9 protein-coding genes are annotated in these 17,892 nt (G+C 31.7%); all 9 read right to left on the bottom strand.

Annotated elements, in window-relative coordinates; genetic code table 11:
* Positions 1-97: 97 nt before the first annotated feature.
* Positions 98-1,744 carry an Eco57I restriction-modification methylase domain-containing protein gene (locus P3F81_RS03990; protein ID WP_309320670.1) on the bottom strand — a complete coding sequence of 549 codons (1,647 nt, stop codon included), beginning with the start codon at positions 1,742-1,744 and terminating at the stop codon, positions 98-100.
* Positions 1,744-4,773 (bottom strand): Eco57I restriction-modification methylase domain-containing protein, encoded by a 3,030-nt coding sequence (locus tag P3F81_RS03985; RefSeq protein ID WP_309320669.1) that lies wholly within the window; start codon positions 4,771-4,773, stop codon positions 1,744-1,746. The genes P3F81_RS03990 and P3F81_RS03985 overlap by 1 nt, the downstream gene beginning before the upstream one ends.
* A 1,569-nt stretch (positions 4,774-6,342) precedes the next feature.
* Positions 6,343-8,253, bottom strand: a complete 1,911-nt coding sequence (locus P3F81_RS03980) for a UvrD-helicase domain-containing protein (RefSeq protein ID WP_309320668.1) — start codon at positions 8,251-8,253, stop codon at positions 6,343-6,345.
* A complete protein-coding gene (locus tag P3F81_RS03975; RefSeq protein WP_309320667.1) occupies positions 8,235-10,454 on the bottom strand; it encodes an ATP-dependent nuclease in 2,220 nt (739 codons plus the stop codon). The genes P3F81_RS03980 and P3F81_RS03975 overlap by 19 nt, the downstream gene beginning before the upstream one ends.
* Before the next feature lie 301 nt (positions 10,455-10,755).
* Positions 10,756-11,583, bottom strand: coding sequence for a hypothetical protein (locus P3F81_RS03970; RefSeq protein ID WP_309320665.1), 828 nt, complete (start codon positions 11,581-11,583; stop codon positions 10,756-10,758).
* Between the two features lie 243 nt (positions 11,584-11,826).
* A complete protein-coding gene (locus P3F81_RS03965) occupies positions 11,827-13,080 on the bottom strand; it encodes a hypothetical protein (protein WP_309320664.1) in 1,254 nt (417 codons plus the stop codon).
* Between the two features lie 831 nt (positions 13,081-13,911).
* The gene (locus P3F81_RS03960; RefSeq protein WP_309320662.1) at positions 13,912-14,709 is read right to left on the bottom strand and encodes a DUF6602 domain-containing protein; all 798 of its coding nucleotides are present in this window, start codon (positions 14,707-14,709) and stop codon (positions 13,912-13,914) included.
* Between the two features lie 309 nt (positions 14,710-15,018).
* Positions 15,019-15,318, bottom strand: coding sequence for a hypothetical protein (locus P3F81_RS03955; protein ID WP_309320659.1), 300 nt, complete (start codon positions 15,316-15,318; stop codon positions 15,019-15,021).
* On the bottom strand, positions 15,287-17,683 hold the full coding sequence (locus P3F81_RS03950) for a hypothetical protein (protein ID WP_309320658.1): 2,397 nt from the start codon (positions 17,681-17,683) through the stop codon (positions 15,287-15,289). Before P3F81_RS03950 ends, P3F81_RS03955 begins: the two co-directional genes overlap by 32 nt.
* Positions 17,684-17,892: the final 209 nt, after the last annotated feature.

The following is a 17,892-nucleotide window of genomic DNA, read 5'->3' as shown; positions in this document are numbered from 1 at the left end:
CATTCTTGATTATCCTAGCCTTTAGTTTTATTGAACTGCTTCGCATTAAATCAACTATACTTCTTTATATTAAAAGAAACAAACATATCAGAAACTATTATTTTTTTCTATTGGCTCTTCGCTGAGATAACTTTTTCCAAATTCCACGCATCTGTTCAACTTCGTCTCTACTAAAGCCATGATGCTTAATCAACAATGCTTCATCTACAATATCTAACACTTTTTCGATTTCTCTTTTTCTTATTAAAGTATCGATCTCATTAAAATCTATTGTAAAACCATCAAATTTTGGAATCCTGATTTCTACAGTTTCAGATGGTTCAAATGTCATAACTCCTCCACCATAACTTCGACCAGTTACCTCTGAGAATGCAAAAGTTAATGAATTTAAGAATGAAACAACTGCTAACTTTTTGTTGACACCCTCCTTAAATCTGACTCTATGAATTGTATCTGTTGATGAAGCTCCTGTTTCATTTAGAATAATTTTCGGATACTCGCCAACCTGCCTTAACGCAAAAGCATCCGGAACCCATCTTGATGGAGTTATATACCAGCGTTTCCTAATCCGAGTTTTATAACCTTGATGGAATCCATTCTCCTCACCATATTTAATATATTTTTGGCATACATCTGGTAGTTGATCAAAGTCTTCATCGGGTGGTAAAAATAGGTGAGTTGCTTTTTGTGCTGTAGAATTATCGTGGAAATCTTTATCTGAAAAATTAATTCCCTTAAGTTGATTTGATTTACTTACAACAGGGATTGTGTATTCTTCTAAATTCCATTCTTTTGTCTGGTTTTCTTTCATCATAAAGAATTCATTTCTGCCAGTTACTAACCCAACTTCGGTATCAAAGATCTCCTTGCAAGCCATAATTCTCCTGTCGTTTTTCAATCTTCTTAAAAGTAGTATTTCTTCTTCATTTAAGAAATATTTGGTCCATTTTTCTGCGCTATGATCTACTGGTTTTACATTTGATCCATTAATAGATACAAAGTCAATCGTGTTTAAATCATCTAAACTTTCACATTCAATAACACGAATACCGCTTCCATGACTTACTCTTTTTTCGCATAGTAACAAAACCACTTCTTGTTGTATTCTCTCAAAAACTAATTTTTTGAATGTAACTATTGTGATGCGTTCGAAGAATTGAGATAAGAATATTCTAGTTTCTGCCGCATATTTCACTTGGAATAATTCCGCTGGTATTACCATTGCTAGCTTTCCGTTTTCATTTAGCAATGATGCTGATACTACAAGGAATGGAACCCAGATATTTGTTAACCTATTCGGTTTCAAACCTAAGTTTTGCATCATTTCGATGGCTATTTTACGGTGCTCCTCCGGAAAATTTTGATACCGTATAAACGGCGGATTTCCAATAACTACATCATACTTCTTATCTCTATTTTTCTTTATAAAACCGAAGAAATCACCGTTAATAATAGGACTTTTTTTTAGTTCTAAAATCTTAGCACGCTCTTTTGCTTTACCAGCTTCTTCATCAATTAATTCAACACCAGTAATTCTTTCTTCAATTTCACGTACATCAATATTTAATTCCTTATATCTATTTATTGCTGACTCAATGAAACTTCCATCTCCGCAACTCGGTTCTAGAACGCTATTTGTTTTCAAATTAATACTCCACTTGCATAAAAAGTCAGAAATAACCTGGGGTGTATAATAACCACCCCTTAGTTTTTGCTTACTTAAGGTTTCGTTCAATTGACCCATTATTCATCTCCTGTCATACCCGTTAACATTTCATCATTCATTACTGTTGCAAATTCTTCATCATTTATTTGGTAAAGATCATTAATCACTTTAATAAGCTGATTAAATAGAGTTCCTAGTTTTCGGTCTAAGACCTTCTTACGTGAGCTATTTTTCTCGGCTTTAGCTTGTGAAGTTGTATTGATTAAGTTTCTAACTATTTTGACAACCTTATTATACTTTTCTAACTCATCTTCATTTGAAAAATCTATTTTTTTAACTGGTAGTTTCTCAATAAATTGCTTGCCATGAGAATAATAAGAACCCATAAATTCACTTGCACCTGCTTTGACCATATTTTCTATTACAGGATGCGATAGAATTCCCAGAAAGTAAAGTAAAGAATAATTTGATTTATTTAGTAGTCCATAGTATGGACCATTTCCTCCACCTGTAAATAATAAATTATTTGTATCAAGCACATATGGCGACCGAGTGGCAAGTACTGACCAAACAAGTTTTTCAGCATTATGAAACTTGACAAGGCTCTGAGAGCGACCAAACTGATACCATTTAGGAGTGCTTCCCTGTAAACTTCTTTTCTCAAGTACTACTTTATTGTCAGATAAATACTTCCATGTTAGAGGATAGTCTCTTTCCATAGTTTCTTCATCAATTAGTCTCACTTCATCACTTGCAATTTTATAAGGAAATATCATCTGAGCATTTCCTTCAATACTCTCAAAACTACTAAAAGATAAATCGTAAATTGCCGGCTTACATATTTCTTTCTCAACCTCATATTTTTGCCCTTTATAAGTAAACGCAAAGGTACTCTCATTTTCTTCTTCAGGAGCAAATATGTAAATTTTATCGGCACTTGTTTGTAAGCCTACGGTTATATCCGTAATATCTCCAAGTCTTTCATATTCTTCACCTTTAAACCTATCAAATATATCTTCTGTTTCAGGTGACAAAAACACCCACGGATCAGCATTGTATTTATCCGTTTTATATTTTCTAGTATCAGCATTGGAAGACAAAGATTCTGCTGAAATCTTGCTTACCTTCTTAAACTCAAATTCATCCATTCTATTAGCTTGCAAAATCAAAATCGCAGTATAAGTTGATCTTTCCGGAAAAACTTGAGTTACTCCAAAATGAATAATCTTTGATATTTGATGGTTTTCTGTTATAAAACTCCTAAGTTCTTTTCCTCCTGTTGTTAGAAAAAACTTATGTGGAACTATATACCCTAATATCCCTGTTGGATTCAGTAGATGTATGGCCCTTTGGATAAAGACAAAATATTTATCGATAGTTGCTTTTTTTGCTACAGTATATTGCGAGTCCGTAGATTGGTAGTACTTGATTTCATGTGGGCTATATTTCTGCATGTTTTGTATACGAACATAAGGTGGATTACCAATAATCGCATCAAATCCTCCACTAGCCATTATATCATTAAACTCCTCATTCCAGTCAAAAGGTTTAACAGCAAAGAGAATCTTATCATCCTCTAGAGCGGCAGGCATGAAATTAAAGAATTTGCTATCCACTAATGAGTTCCCGGATTTAATGTTTGATTTAAGATTAGGCAGAATTTTACCGGAATGTTGATGAATAAAATTATTAATTGTTGCTTCATTTTCTCCTTCTAATAGCTTTAACAGCAAGCTAAACTCTGTCACCTCAGCAGCGTAAGGGTTTATATCCACCCCATATAGGTTATTTTCCAATATATCCCTTTTACCTCTTAATGTAAAAGTTAATCCTACACCATCAACATTATAAACCAAGTTGGGGTCTTCTATCCCCTCTTCAATAATCTTCACCAGCTTTTTTTCTAAAAGAAAATCGAATGCAGATATTAAGAAGGTACCTGATCCACAACAAATATCTGCAATTCTAAGTTGACTTAACTCATTAAAATTTTTTCCTTCTACCAATGGTGATAAAGTATCCTTTACTACTTGTTCTACTATCATCTTTGGTGTTGGAACAACACCCGCTGATGCTGAAACTTCTGGTGCTTCCATAATATTGAATGTCCGACCAGCATCAATTGTTATTTTGCGTCCCAAGAAACGTTCATAAATCTGACTTAATATTGTTGGATCAACTACAGAAAAATCATAGGGACTTTGTGGGAAATACAATTCATTAAAAATATCAATTAACACATCGGAATCAATATTGACCTCAAGTGATAACGCGTCTTCAATAAAGTCGAAAAGCCCTGAGTTGAATTTTTTATCTGATTTATGAAAAAGTTCTTTTAGCTCATCATAATTTTTAACGGATTTAATTGTTTCATATTTTTCAATTGTTCGATCTTCACAGATTCTTAGAAAGATTATCCTATTCAATAGTCTCTGAATAATGTAATTTATGTCTTCTTCATTGAGTTCAGTGTTATTTCTAATCGCACTTGCAGCTAATTTTTCACGCCAGCCTTCTATTTGCTGCAAGAAATACTCATCGAAGGTCTCACCTTCTCTTTCATCTACATTAAACATTCCATCCAATATACCAGAATTAGCTGCATCATATGAAATTAGACTATTAATTTCATCGATTGCCTGTTCATAATCTTCATACGAAAATACTTTATATCTAGCGATATGTTCATTATCAGAACTGTCCGGTTTATGTCTGCAATCATAAATAATGAGATGCTCAAAATTTGTTAGTATTGATATACCTAAATTTGCACTCCACCCATATCTTCTTGTTTGAAAAGCAGCTTTAGCAGAGCTCAATATCTTTACCGAAGGTTTTTTCACCTCAACAAATAATTTTCTGCTCCCATTAATACGAAGTGTATAATCAGGATTTTTCTTAGTATCTTCATCCTCAACTTCTATATACTCTTCTTGAATTACATCTCTTAGAAAATGAGTTTTACCTTTATCATTATCAACGTCCCACCCTAAACACTTAAGAAAGGGATCGATAAAATCATTTCGTAATTGTGTTTCGTTGTATGTAGATTTCATATGTGTATTTCTGTCAGACTTATATTTTTCAACTAATTCTTGAATATTCACGATATACCCTCCATATGAATTATTGTGTTTTCTTTAGTAAATTTACTTGGAATCATGTAATCAATATATTCAATGATATCTTCTATACCAGGAGGTTAACATATGTCCGACATATCGCACGCACAATTTAATTACCAAAATACCTACATTGCCAATTAATTATCAAAATCCACCATGAGTTAAAATCAATTCAATGTCGTTCGAATTGATTCGAACAATCGGTAATCGAAGATATAATCCGTAATTTTTCTTGCCAACTATAAAATTAATCTTATCGATCAAGTGTATAATTTTAATAGCATTAGGAAAATTTACGTCATTTTTGAGTTTTACCTTATATTTTAAAAATCTATTCCATGCACTGACAATATCTTTTTCCCCTCAGATCCACTCACTAAATTCTCTGCATCATTAGCTATTGTAGCACCAGCAACAAACTCTCTTCAAACTGGACCAGCAAGATAAATTAAAACTCTATCGCCTTCCCTAATCTTAGCTCCAGTGGTGCTGTTTCCGAGAAACTCCAAAGCCATGTTTCAGCAACTTGTCTTTAATATCTATCGCTGATATTTTTTATCTTCAATCATAGAAATATCATTGGCAACAAATAACTCCCTAACCATCAAAAATGTTTAATATATTACTATTCTATACTTTTACACAAATTCCCCCTTTTTCTTTCAAAGATTATTCATTCCCATACTTTCATTCAGTTTCGTTTAATAAATTTATGACACTAAATGCCGTATCTTCGACTCTTTTCAATTGTCGGTGTTTCATTTTCATAGTATACGTCTCTCACTTTATCCTTCAACATTCTTACATACTGCAGACACTCAGGGTGTACGCACGAACCGAAAATGAATTTATTGATAATTATGTAAATTTCACCAAGAGACAATCGTCTAACATTCGATAAAAATCGCTGCGTATTTTTGGATTGGTACCAGTAACGCACTTCGTCAGCATAGATATCAATCCCATTCCGGCCGTTTTTTAATATACACTTCGTATTAGTTGACCAGCACTTCGTAGCTGCACGCTTCGAATAGTCAACCAAAACATTAGCGAAAGGAGTTTCCAGCGATAAACGCTGGAAACTCCTTATTCACGGTATATATTATTTATACGACTGACAGCCTGTCAACCTTTGATAGCCAGAATTTAATTGTGCCTATTGGGGGGATATAATTTAAATGCCTTTAGTCGTTACTTCAGTAATGACTAAAGGCATTTAATGCTTCTTCTAATATTTATGATATCATGGATGCTTCGGTTTTCAAAACGTCGCCACCCTTTGTTTTAGAAAGCCAACCAAAAACATTAAATACCACGCGAAATTATAACTGCTTCACCAATGTATGCATCCATTAACTACACTCGCAAATGTTATCTATATGACAACTGGCATTGAGTAGATCTATCTAATAAAAAAATGCTGTTGATATAAACATTAGGCGAAACTTATTAAGTTTCTGATCTAAACTATTTTTAGGTAATTTACTATATATAAAAAATTAATCATTGTAAATAGTAATTAGAATTATCTCCATGAACCTTAATTACATTTCACATTGGAATACAATTCTCTTTACCAAACCAATCTTCAGCCGTAATAATCATAGGACTACTTGGATTTTCACAATAGACAACTAAGTTATCCATAGCACGTGTACAGCAAACATAAAATAGCTTATTTGTTCTGGCCAAAACATTTTTATTACATTTTTCGTGAGTAGGATTAAATAAATACTCAAAATTGTAATCATTCCATTTTCCATTATCTAATATAACTAATACATTATTAAATTCTGCACCTTTGATTTTATGTTGTGTAGACAAAGGTGAAAAACCTTCTAAATAGTCATATAAATGTATAAATTCATCATATTTAACTCCAGAAACTCGCTTAAAAAGATACTCATTTTCTTTTATAAACAGATTTATATTATCATCTTTCAAGCATAGGCCACTTTCATCGGCATAGGATATGACCTCGGCTATTGTATTTTCTTTCATATTGACAAGAGTATCAAGCTTTTGTTTTATCTTTCTCTTATCAGCAATATTTCCAATTTTAAATGAAGTCTTACGTAAGAATTCATTATACTCTTTATCCTCATAACTTTTTATGACTGATTGAATTTTAAATAAATGCCGTATTAATTTATCTCTTTTGGATTGAGTCGAAGCTTTTTCATCAATTTCTTTTTTATCTGAAATTAAATTATCTTTATCAAAGTATATTCTTTTTACATCAGAAAAAGCCATGTTTTTAATTATATCGTAAAGTATGCTATTTTCATTATTCTCTAAAAATACTTCAATTTGCTTTCGTCCTCGATTTTCGACAGTTCTTACTTTATTTGAGAATCTCCAATCAATTGACAGCATAACCGCATCAAAGGTTTGATCTTCATTAATTTCTATTCCTTCTTTTTTAATATAGGCTAAAAAATCTCCTTTAAGTTTTAAAAGTGGATCTTTGTCATATATTTCCATTAATATGGGAAATCCAGCTGTAGCAGCTATTAGATTATGTGTTAATCGAAGTTCTTTTGTTTCTTTTGGATTATCAAAATTCCACCCTTTAAAGTAATCTTTATTCTTTAATTCATCAAGAAAAATACTTCCGTATAAAAATTTTATACTACCTTGCTTAATTACATCGTTTTCCATATTAGGGGCTTTCCCATCTTTAGAAGGCTCCTGTTTTAATCCATCAGTACGAAGTTTATTGCTTAAAGTAATTACTGACTGTGGATTTCTCCTGTTTTGCTTTTTCTGAATCTCTACAACAAAACTTGATTCTATGTATTTATTTAGATCTCCAATACCATCATCATATATTGATTGCATTGAATCTCCAAAGAAACCGATTATACCTTTAGTAGTTGTCTTGCTACTGGGTAAAAAATCCAATAATATTTCTACTACTTTAGGAAAAGTATCTTGATATTCATCTACCAAAATGTAGTCATATTTATTATTTAATATGTCACAGAGTTTAGGATATTTTTTAAACATCTGATTTGCCAATGTAATAACTTCATCATGTGATATATTACCTGTTGCCAAGCGAAGATATTCAGTGTATTTTATTCCACCTTCAAATGTATTGATATATGGCGTCTCTACTTTTATGTTTTTATATTTTACTTCAGAATTGTTTATACCTTCAATTAAAGTTGATTTTAATTCACTTTGAAAAGAAGATATATTATCCCATAAAAAATCATGAATAGTTGATATTCTAAGTTTGTTATTTGCAACTCTATTTTCAATTTCATGGACTGCTGCATTTGTGTAAGTTATACAAGCAATTTTTGCAGCAGGATTTCTTGAATAAATTTCGTTAATCACGGCAACTAAAGAATATGTTTTACCACTACCGGCTCCTCCACTTAAAACAAAGTTTTTCTTTTCATCTATAAGCTTAAATACTTCTATTACTTCTTTTTCTAATTTTTCTGTAACCATTCTAAGCCCTCCCTAATATATGCAGGAGTTTCCCAATTGGCAAAATCTTTGCCCTCTATATTTTCACTATTCAGAAGAATATCCATTGCCAAAGATGGCTTTTTATTAACACACTTTTCAGCTAAAAAATAGCTATCTTGGGTATCGTCAAACAAGAGATGAACACTTTTTAATCCTTGAAACTTTTCAGCACACATTTTTTTGTTGTCATCAATATTAGCACCACCTAAGTGTGTGAAAAACTTTTTATTAATATGGAAAAAAGCATCTTCAAAGCTTCTAGCATTATAAGAAATACCATCAGAATTAGATTGGTTTGTTTGATAAACGATTAAGACCCTACCATTTTTATCAGCTATCCATTTTGGATTAGTATCATCATATTTAACGGTTTTATCTTCAATAGATAATTTTGTTAATATCTCTTTTTGTGTATTAGTATCAGTTTCAGCTTTCAATTTTTCTTTCAAATAATATTTTAATGAACTATTACTTGTATGAGTTCCATCGATCACTCGACATGCAGATAATACTTTTATTACTTGTCCATCTTTATCTTTTTTGAGGTTTCCATCTCTATCGGTTGCATCGCAATATTTTTCCGTATCAACATCAGTAATAATTAGTGTTTTAGTATCTATAAAACGAATAAATTCAGAATAAATTTCAGAATAATTTCCAACCTCAATTATTGAAATATTCTGCGAGAGTAGCGGTGTTTCATAGTTGTTTTCTTGGTCTAATTTTTTGATCATAGCCGGAAGCAAAATTCTTTCAGTATCACCCTCAATTAGAATAATTTTATCTGCAAAAAACACCTCAGATCTATTTAACGTCAAATATTGTTTAAGAAATTTAAAACGATTGTTAGACTTTCCGCCTTCTTTTTGATAAATTATTTCCAATTCTTTTAAGTTTTTGGATATTATATTATATTCATTACCATCTATATTTTTGACAAAATACTTAATATCATCAAAATTACTTTCAGCTACAATGTGTGACGAGTGTGTAGTCATTAGCGTTTGTAAGTTTATTTTTCTATTACTACCTTCAGTTTTTTTTCCTTCTTCTAACAAATCTTTTATATTTTTTATAAATATATATTGCATTTGCGGATGCGTATGTGCTTCTGGTTCTTCAATAAACAAAATATTTATATCCGCAGGTAGTTCATCTTTTTTTGAATCCTTTCTAAAATCATTTAGTTTAATCTCAATATTCATAATAATGCTAAATAAATTCAAATATCCGAGTCCATTATAATTTTCCGGTAGAAAGTTAGTTTGATCATCATAGACAACTGTCGTATTGTCTTTTAGTAACTTCATAGCTTGAATCTGAGAAACAACTTTTAATGTAGTTTCATTTTTTCTAATCCCACCAAATTTAGATATCTTATCGGTTAATGGTTTGAAAATATTACCATATATAGAATTAAATGCACTATCTGTTTCGTCTACCGCATTTTCAAACTGTTGAGTTGTTGAACCATTTTCATCAGGATTTTTAGATTTATCGTAATAGCTGCTGGCAAGTGCCGAAAGCTCAGTTTCTGTTGAATTTGAAACACTCCTTTTAGCTCCAATATAATTAAATGCAATAAGTTTTGATATATCGACGTCTTTACTGTCAAGAAATTTATACATTTCATTATTTACTTTATTTTCCTTATAATCGTATAGAACACTATATCTTTTAAACCCAAAATATTGTTTATGCTTTTTTTGCATGAACTTAATAAACGTTTCTTTATCTTTCAAACTGCTTCTTTCTATATTATATTTAGTAAAATCTTCTTTCAATTTATCAATATTTTCCTTTAATGAATATAAAAACCTAAGAATCACAGTTTTGTTATCGGGATCTAAATCCAACAAGAGTTTGCTTATGTTAGTCAAATTATCATTCTCATCATATACGATATATAAGTCCACCTGTATACCTTTTAATTCATCCTCTGAAAATTCACCTGATGTACTCACCAAATTATAAAGTTTATTTTGGAAGGATGTGCTGAAATCAAAATATTCAAAATTTCCATTTTCAGATTTACTGCCAATGCACTTATTTAATGCAGATAATAGAGATGTTTTTCCACAATTGTTTTTTCCGATTATAAGTGACAATTCTCTTTCACAGTCTATACTTGTGCTTTTAAGTAAGCGATAATTATTTATATTAATTTTTGAAATATACATATAAGCTCTCCTTAGTTTTTGAATTAGTTTACACTAGTACTTATTTTGAACTTTTCATTAATGCATTATAATAAACAATATCAATTTTAAAATTCCTAATTTCTTTACACCATTGAATTTAAGATTAACCCTATCTTGTTGCTTTGCGACCTGCTTACACGTCTGCTTTCACTCTATTATTTTCTAACAATGGGTTCCACTAAAGTCCATAGCGGACTTCCACCTCTGAGTTACTCCCCATGTAAGGCAAACACTTAAAACGCTTTTAGTCATTACCGAAGCAATGATTAAAAGCGTTTTATTATTCTGTATCCTTTTTTAATAGGTAAATGTATTGTTTCATTTCTATTTCTTCTCGAAATATACAACGAGTATCATTATGCTCACTATTTTCCTCAATACATATTGTCATATACTGTTTACTACCATTAATTCTATGATTTGAAACCAATAAATACGGTAAAACAAATTCGTCTACCTTTTTAATTATGCGCCTTTCTTTCACGTCAAAATTCTCGCTGTTCTCCTTTATAGCCAAATGAATTTTTTCTCCTAACTCCGTCGAACCAATTCTTTGTCCAAATAACTTAATAGCCTTCCTTGTATATAATATACTATATGGAATATTATATTTATTGGTATGTGTATAGCAGTAATCCTTAGCAACTATATAATCATCTATCATTTGATAGATTCTTTCGTTTTTCAAGAGAATTCCCGTTATATCTCTAATATCTGATGCAAGTTTCCTTCTATTATCTTCAATTAACTTTTTTATTTCCTCATTAACGAGTTTGTTTTCCCTAATTTTAGCTATTTTAAAAGCCGTAGGTTTATGTAATGGACAACCATCATAATTTAGTTGATTATACTTTGGTAAGCCTTTTATATCTCGCAGAAAATGTCTGCCATGCATATTAGTTTTCCCTGTCGTTTCTTCCCTGTACTGTGCTCCAAACAAATTTATTATTTGAATTGGATTATTACATGCTGGACAAATTGCAAAATATGGATTTTCATACTTCTTAGCATCTTGATAAAATGGAAACTGTTTATGTGTTTTTTGTATAAAATTTTCTCTTGTTAACTCATAATCTTTTCCATTACCAATCGAAAAAACATTCAACATTAACACTTCCTAGTCAAATTGAAATTTATTGTCTACGTACTCTCATAATCTCGTTCGGACTTTATAATAATCATTATTTCGACAATATAGCCGGGAAATCCTTTCATAAATTTATCCTATGCATCCACGGGCTATTTCTGTTAAGTAACGACCCGTTGTGTCTCTAATTACCATCCTTTTTGCTATTATGAACGAAAGGTACCATAACCTGTTCGTGCGAATAAGTTTTACAATGATTAATATTTATGACCAATGTCTTGTAAGATATTCAGATACGTATTTCTTAGCCTTAAGCTCCTTTAAAGTTATTAACTGCTCATCATAAATCGAATCATAATATGCCCAAAGAAGGTTAGGTATATAGTCTATATTCCATTCTCGCGGAATTGTGACCGGATTGACTAATATATCATCCAAATCCTTTAATGATCGTTTAAAATCTTGCAAATCTATGCCCAAAAGTTTGGATTTAGCTTTAGCGATTCCGCGGCATTCGTTGATTAATTCCAAAGCATAAATCAATCGTTCTTCTTTATCTTGTCTAAAATTATATGCTTCCACCATCCATCTCGCGCCAGCTAAAGTAAAATAATCGCCTTTCCGTACAACCTTATTAAAGTACTTTGTAACGACATCCTCACAAACTTTATCGGACCACATCTCCTTCATTATCATCAAATCAGAGTCGCCTGCTCTTCTTTTGATATTTGATGACATTAAATGGACTTTAGGATATTTACATTGAACCTCAAATCGTATAACATGACGAGAATCTTCTAAACTTGGGTTATCTGGGTACTCTTCTGCCAACTGGGCCCCCTTCCAGTAACAGTTTATCACTACAGAATTGCCCTTAGTCTTCAAATAAAAACTATGCTTTTCTGGCTTTTTTCTATTAGAACGTTTGTTATATTTGGCCCGTTCAGTAAAGCTACTCGGAATATTAGCCCTTTTTATAAGTTTCATCATTTGTTCAGCAGTACAGCCAACCTTTAATTCTTGAGTATCGCCGTTAAAACAGTAGTCAATCCGATTATAGGAAAACAAATCAAAATTTCCCAACAAAGGCGAAATCCGTTCTGCCTCAATATTGAATGAATTTTCAACATCTCTAAATATATCTTCAGTGGCGGCTGCTACGTAATCATTTTCACCATTGAGGACTTTAGGCGTTATTTTGGCCTTAATGCTACATGGTTTATCTTCACCATTCTCTTTTTTGATGTAACCAGGAGAAATTTTGTTACGCCTCATTTCCCATCTTATTCCTTTATCTTTACGAGCGTATTCCATCCTATAATATTTAGGTAAGCCGGCATATAGGCGCTTAATACATTCATCAGAGTCAGAGGATATTTCGTTTATGTGAAGCGGGCGAGTCCTAAGCTCTTTTGTTTCATTTTCAAATTTCTTAAAATCATCATATAACGAGGTTGATTCTTTCCATGTCGTTTTCTTGAAAATATTTGCCGTATGAATCCCAATCGAAGAATGCATATAATACAATACACCTCATTTCATAGTAATAGACTTCATTACTATGAAGTAGCCTATATATTATAATTAAATTAAATTTATATAAAATATAGAAACATGATTTCATTGTCTCTATGCATAATTATCCGTATCTCAGATGTATTTTTGATCTAAAGGTTATTTCCAGAAACTGCGTATGTAATAATGAAAATAATAGCAACAAACAAGCATTCGTAATCCCTGTATTCATATTAAATATGAATAACCTTGAAATGAATAAAACATGGCTTTTTACAGTAAATTAACTCCTGATATTCATTATCTGTGATTGATGCAATGCACTAATGTTTCAAACACAAGAGCTTACTACCGATAAACATGTATTTGCTGGCAATGGTGATGTAGATGGTACAAGTGGTATTGTACCGATTTTGAGTTATTAATACCATAAAAAATACAGCATCCATCATGACTACTGTATTTTCTTTAATTAGATAATCCAATAAATTCAGACCTGTTGCACTATCAAACTACAATACCTTATTTTCCTTAAAGCTTTCGAATTGTCATTTGCTGATAATGCTATTATTCAGAATAGTAATAGCATTATCTTCTTGGCTTGGTAATGCATCATCGCTGGGCCAATGGTGTAACAATATTTGGATTTTTAGGCACGAACACATCCTATAGATGTTTGGTCAGTAAATTTGCACCTCATATTTTTGCCGATAAAGAAAACGACCTCCTAGCTACAGTATCGGCAGCTATTTTGTATAATTTAATATACATCTCCCTTTAAATTCACAATAAAAATATTCGAAGTATCTTGACGCGATTGCAACTCCTCTTTTTTCATGGATTAATATCTATATCTTTAATCTTTGTAACCTCCTTACCTTCTTCTATAGGATAAAGTAAATCTTTAAGTTCGGTAGGTATTCCATTCATAAAATTATTATTAGCTATATAAACATCTTCTAATAGATTTGAAAAGAAATATGCAAAAGCCAACCCTGAATTTCCTTGGTCCATTTCATAAATACTATAACGAGGTTGCTCATTAACACAGTTACGTGCAAGTCTACCGCCCCAAAGCTTGATAAAATAATTATTTCCAAGACAGATATGATTAACCGAATACTTGAAGGAATTATCATCTTCTTTTAGATAAGTTACTTTTGATAATCTATCATAATATCTCTTAATATCCGATCTAAGATTATAAGAAAAGATCCCATTAAAAGTGAATCTAGGTTGTCGAACAGTATCTCTGATAACTGCTTCGTTAAAACAAGCTTTGTCGATATATTCGACGATTTTACCAGGAGCTATATCTGTTTTTACCTCAATAAATCCAAGTACACTTTCTCCGCAAGCAACAATAAAATCATCTGCAGAAAATAAAAGCGGATAAGTATTGTCGTAGATTATAATATCAATTTGTTTTGTTATCTTTTCTCCACTTCTTACAAAGCCTGTTCCCACGGAAATATTCTGAGGAAGAATTCTTTTGAGATAATTCATCAGTATTATCTCTTTATATCGACCCTCTTCCGCCCAATTTGCACCATCTATGAGGTTACGCACTCTACATTCATATGCTTTAAACTCAGCGGCGACAGATTTTTGATATTCTAAATAATTTGGCATAAATCATTACCATCCTTAACACATTACTATATGCAAATTGGAAGATCGATTTGGTGATCATCCTGTCAAATCCACCTACCATAAAGTCCTCAATCCGATTAAAATCCATACTGTTCATGACGGTAATCTCGGCATAAACACCAACAAATCCCCAGTCAGAGCGTTTCTATGTATAGCCCATAACATCTAAGTACATCCGCATCAATCTAACATATTGATATATTTTTTCTTCCAAATCTAACCTTGCATTCAAACAAATGTTGTTGATTATAAACATTAAGTGAAATTTAATTTGGTATAATATGTGGTCTATTTAATCGTTTCAACGGTATCTTCACATTTTTGATTTTGAAACTCTTCGATTAATCGGGTCGAAACTTCATCTATGAGCTGTTTAATACATCCAAACACTCTCCCGCCAGTTTTATCACCTGGATTAGAGTTATGTAATTCAATATCCGAATAATCCAGATTATTTTCAAAGAAAGCATTATAAAATTTCTTTACATCTACTTGCAAATCATCATTTCTGATTTCAAAGATATTCTTTTGGTTTTCTAAAAAAACATATTTATCATCAGATATCTGAAATTCGATTATTCTTTTCATATCGTTTCCATCTCCTCTTCAATGTATCAAGTCCGCCATCAATATGGGTTGAAATAATATCAAGTACATTATATTCAGTATCTGTGTATTCAAGAGCTCCCGATTGCACAACCATACCAGCATTGGTTTTTCCAATATAAATTACATTGTCAACATCAAGATTTACAATAAACTGCGGATTATGCGTAACAATTATCACTTGCCGTTTTTCACCCATTACCTTGAATCTATTCAATAGATATTCTTTAATCGCCTTTTGAGATATATTGTCTTCTGGCTGATCAATCAAGTAAATTCCATAATGATCGCTTTCATATGAAAGAAGATCAAAATAAATCTTTGCATTAAACCCTGCCGAAAGTTCTTGAGTTTTATCCGTGCCACGCTGTGTTATTGTGTATTTTTCTTTAAAATCATCATCCAGTAGTTCTTTAATATTGTCCTTTAATCTTTGCAATGCCTCAGTTGGAGATCCGTCAAATCTCAGCAAATAGTCAGCTAACTGTTCCATTGTCATATCAACAGGAGAAATATTAGTGCCTTTTTTGAACACTCGTTCAAATAATGATTTAATATATTCATTATCCACTGTTAGAACACATAACCTGCTGTTAAATTCATACTCAAACACTCGATTTGTTTGTATATCAATATCTTTTTTTTCAAGCTCTATATTAGGTTTTAAGTTTCTCCTTCTTCTCAAAGTAAGTTCAACCACACGAGCAATCGTTCTTTCAAGTTCTTCATTATATGAAGATAATCTCTTTTGTGAATCTGAAACATTTGATGAATATCGTTGTTTGAAATCATTCATTACCGATTGAAAAGCACTGATCTTTGCATTCTCACCATCCACAACGGCCTTCTTGCCATCATATTTTTTTGCCAATTCCTCTAAAACAGATTCTACTTCCTGCAGGGTTTTTACATCAAAGTCTTCAATCCATTGGTTTCCTTCAATAGTCTTAACCGATTCGACGATTGTTCTCACACTACTACTGATTTCTCCTAATCCCTGTGCTGTTTTATTATCTCTTGATGGTTGTCCAACAAATGTCAAACTTTCTGCTAAAATTCCATCTAAATCAACAATTTGTAATGCACCCATGCTTTTCTCAATCTCATCAAGAATAAACTTTTCTTCCAGATAACCAAAAATTTTATTTAGCTCTCTCTGCACAACCTGACGATATGGTTCTGGGTTAATTGGTTCAGGATAAAATTTTCTAAGGAACTCATCTGATTTAATCTTTGATTCTTCAAATTTTTCTCGTACTTCCCCCTGCATATCAAATCCAAGAATTTGATCCTCTGTAAGACTTGTCTGAATAGCGACTCCATTATTACGAAGATATCGGTCATAGCTTGCAACTAAATTTTGTTTTATTTGTCTACTTTGTTTTTTGCTATACCCAGTCAACTTGTGAAGTAATAGTGATTTTCCAATAGAGTTATCGCCAATGATGACATTCAAGCCTCTAGAAAGAGGAATATTAGTTTCCACTCCATTTATTGCAATTTCAATATATGGAAGATAAATCGCCGAAGGATTGAAGAAACTATTTACAGTTTTAATTCGTCTATAATCAGTAATCGCCATAACAAGCCCTCTAAATGATGGCAAGCATTTTACATATGTATATATGAACTCAGTATTATCTTCACTTGTTTCTTTAGGATACACACGCCAATCATGACAATCCGAACCAGTAATAAATCGAACAGATTCCTCCATTCCTGTTTTTGCTAAATAATTTTTATTAAACACTTCGTTTTTCTTATTTTTAAACTCATAGGCCTCAAAATAATCCGTATATATGAATTCGTGGAATTTACTCGCTCCAACTGTATTCGCATCACTCTTTCTCTCCTGCTTGCTAGTCAATGAATTTTTTTGATGGGCAATCAAAATAGTATCTAAATTAATTTGTCTAAGAATAGCTAGAAATTTTTCTTCCGAAAAGGCCATACAACGATCATATGCTATATTTTCATTTTCATCGAGAAGAGCCTCCGAAATCTTTTGGCATTGTTCTTCTGGATGATCATTGAATATTGCAATTACATGTACTACTGATGAACCTTCATCTCCTTGAAATTCAACAGAAAACTCTACTCCTGGAAATACTTTTACAATAGAACTACTATCTTGTTGCTCATATTTTTTCAACGCTATATACATATCATAGCTAAAAATATCATGATCTGTAATCGCACACATCTGAACACCCTGTTCGTTCAATTTTTCAGCCAGTATGCCGATATTTGCATGAGTATTAAAATCCACTTTATCTCCATCTTTTCCTTTAGAATAGACCGAGTGTATGTGTAAATCTAACTTATAACCAGTTTCAACAACCTTCATTGCATATTCTCCTTTTCTATTCATTAAAACATAAATTAATATTTATTTTAATAGAGCAAGCTAAACCTTGACTCACTACTACAACTGATGGTTGTTTTAACAAGTATTATCAGAAGCAAAAGCTGCGCTACACATAGTGTTAACAATCCTCTTTATATCAAAAAAGAAAATAACAAGAAAAAGATTCATAGCTATGAATCTTTCAGAAT

Source organism: Selenobaculum gibii, assembly GCF_030273445.1.
Classification (GTDB): domain Bacteria; phylum Bacillota; class Negativicutes; order ICN-92133; family ICN-92133; genus Selenobaculum; species Selenobaculum gibii.
The sequence above is the reverse complement of the archived record's forward strand: the minus strand, read 5'-3'. Positions and strand labels throughout refer to the sequence as shown.

What these genes read in the sequence shown, in the direction of transcription:
- P3F81_RS03960 (WP_309320662.1), bottom strand. Translation starts at nt 14,709, where the DNA reads ATGCCAAATTATTTAGAATATCAAAAATCTGTCGCCGCTGAGTTTAAA.
- P3F81_RS03950 (WP_309320658.1), bottom strand. Translation starts at nt 17,683, where the DNA reads ATGAAGGTTGTTGAAACTGGTTATAAGTTAGATTTACACATACACTCG.
- P3F81_RS03975 (WP_309320667.1), bottom strand. Translation starts at nt 10,454, where the DNA reads ATGTATATTTCAAAAATTAATATAAATAATTATCGCTTACTTAAAAGC.
- P3F81_RS03990 (WP_309320670.1), bottom strand. Translation starts at nt 1,744, where the DNA reads ATGGGTCAATTGAACGAAACCTTAAGTAAGCAAAAACTAAGGGGTGGT.
- P3F81_RS03955 (WP_309320659.1), bottom strand. Translation starts at nt 15,318, where the DNA reads ATGAAAAGAATAATCGAATTTCAGATATCTGATGATAAATATGTTTTT.
- P3F81_RS03965 (WP_309320664.1), bottom strand. Translation starts at nt 13,080, where the DNA reads ATGCATTCTTCGATTGGGATTCATACGGCAAATATTTTCAAGAAAACG.
- P3F81_RS03980 (WP_309320668.1), bottom strand. Translation starts at nt 8,253, where the DNA reads ATGGTTACAGAAAAATTAGAAAAAGAAGTAATAGAAGTATTTAAGCTT.
- P3F81_RS03970 (WP_309320665.1), bottom strand. Translation starts at nt 11,583, where the DNA reads ATGTTGAATGTTTTTTCGATTGGTAATGGAAAAGATTATGAGTTAACA.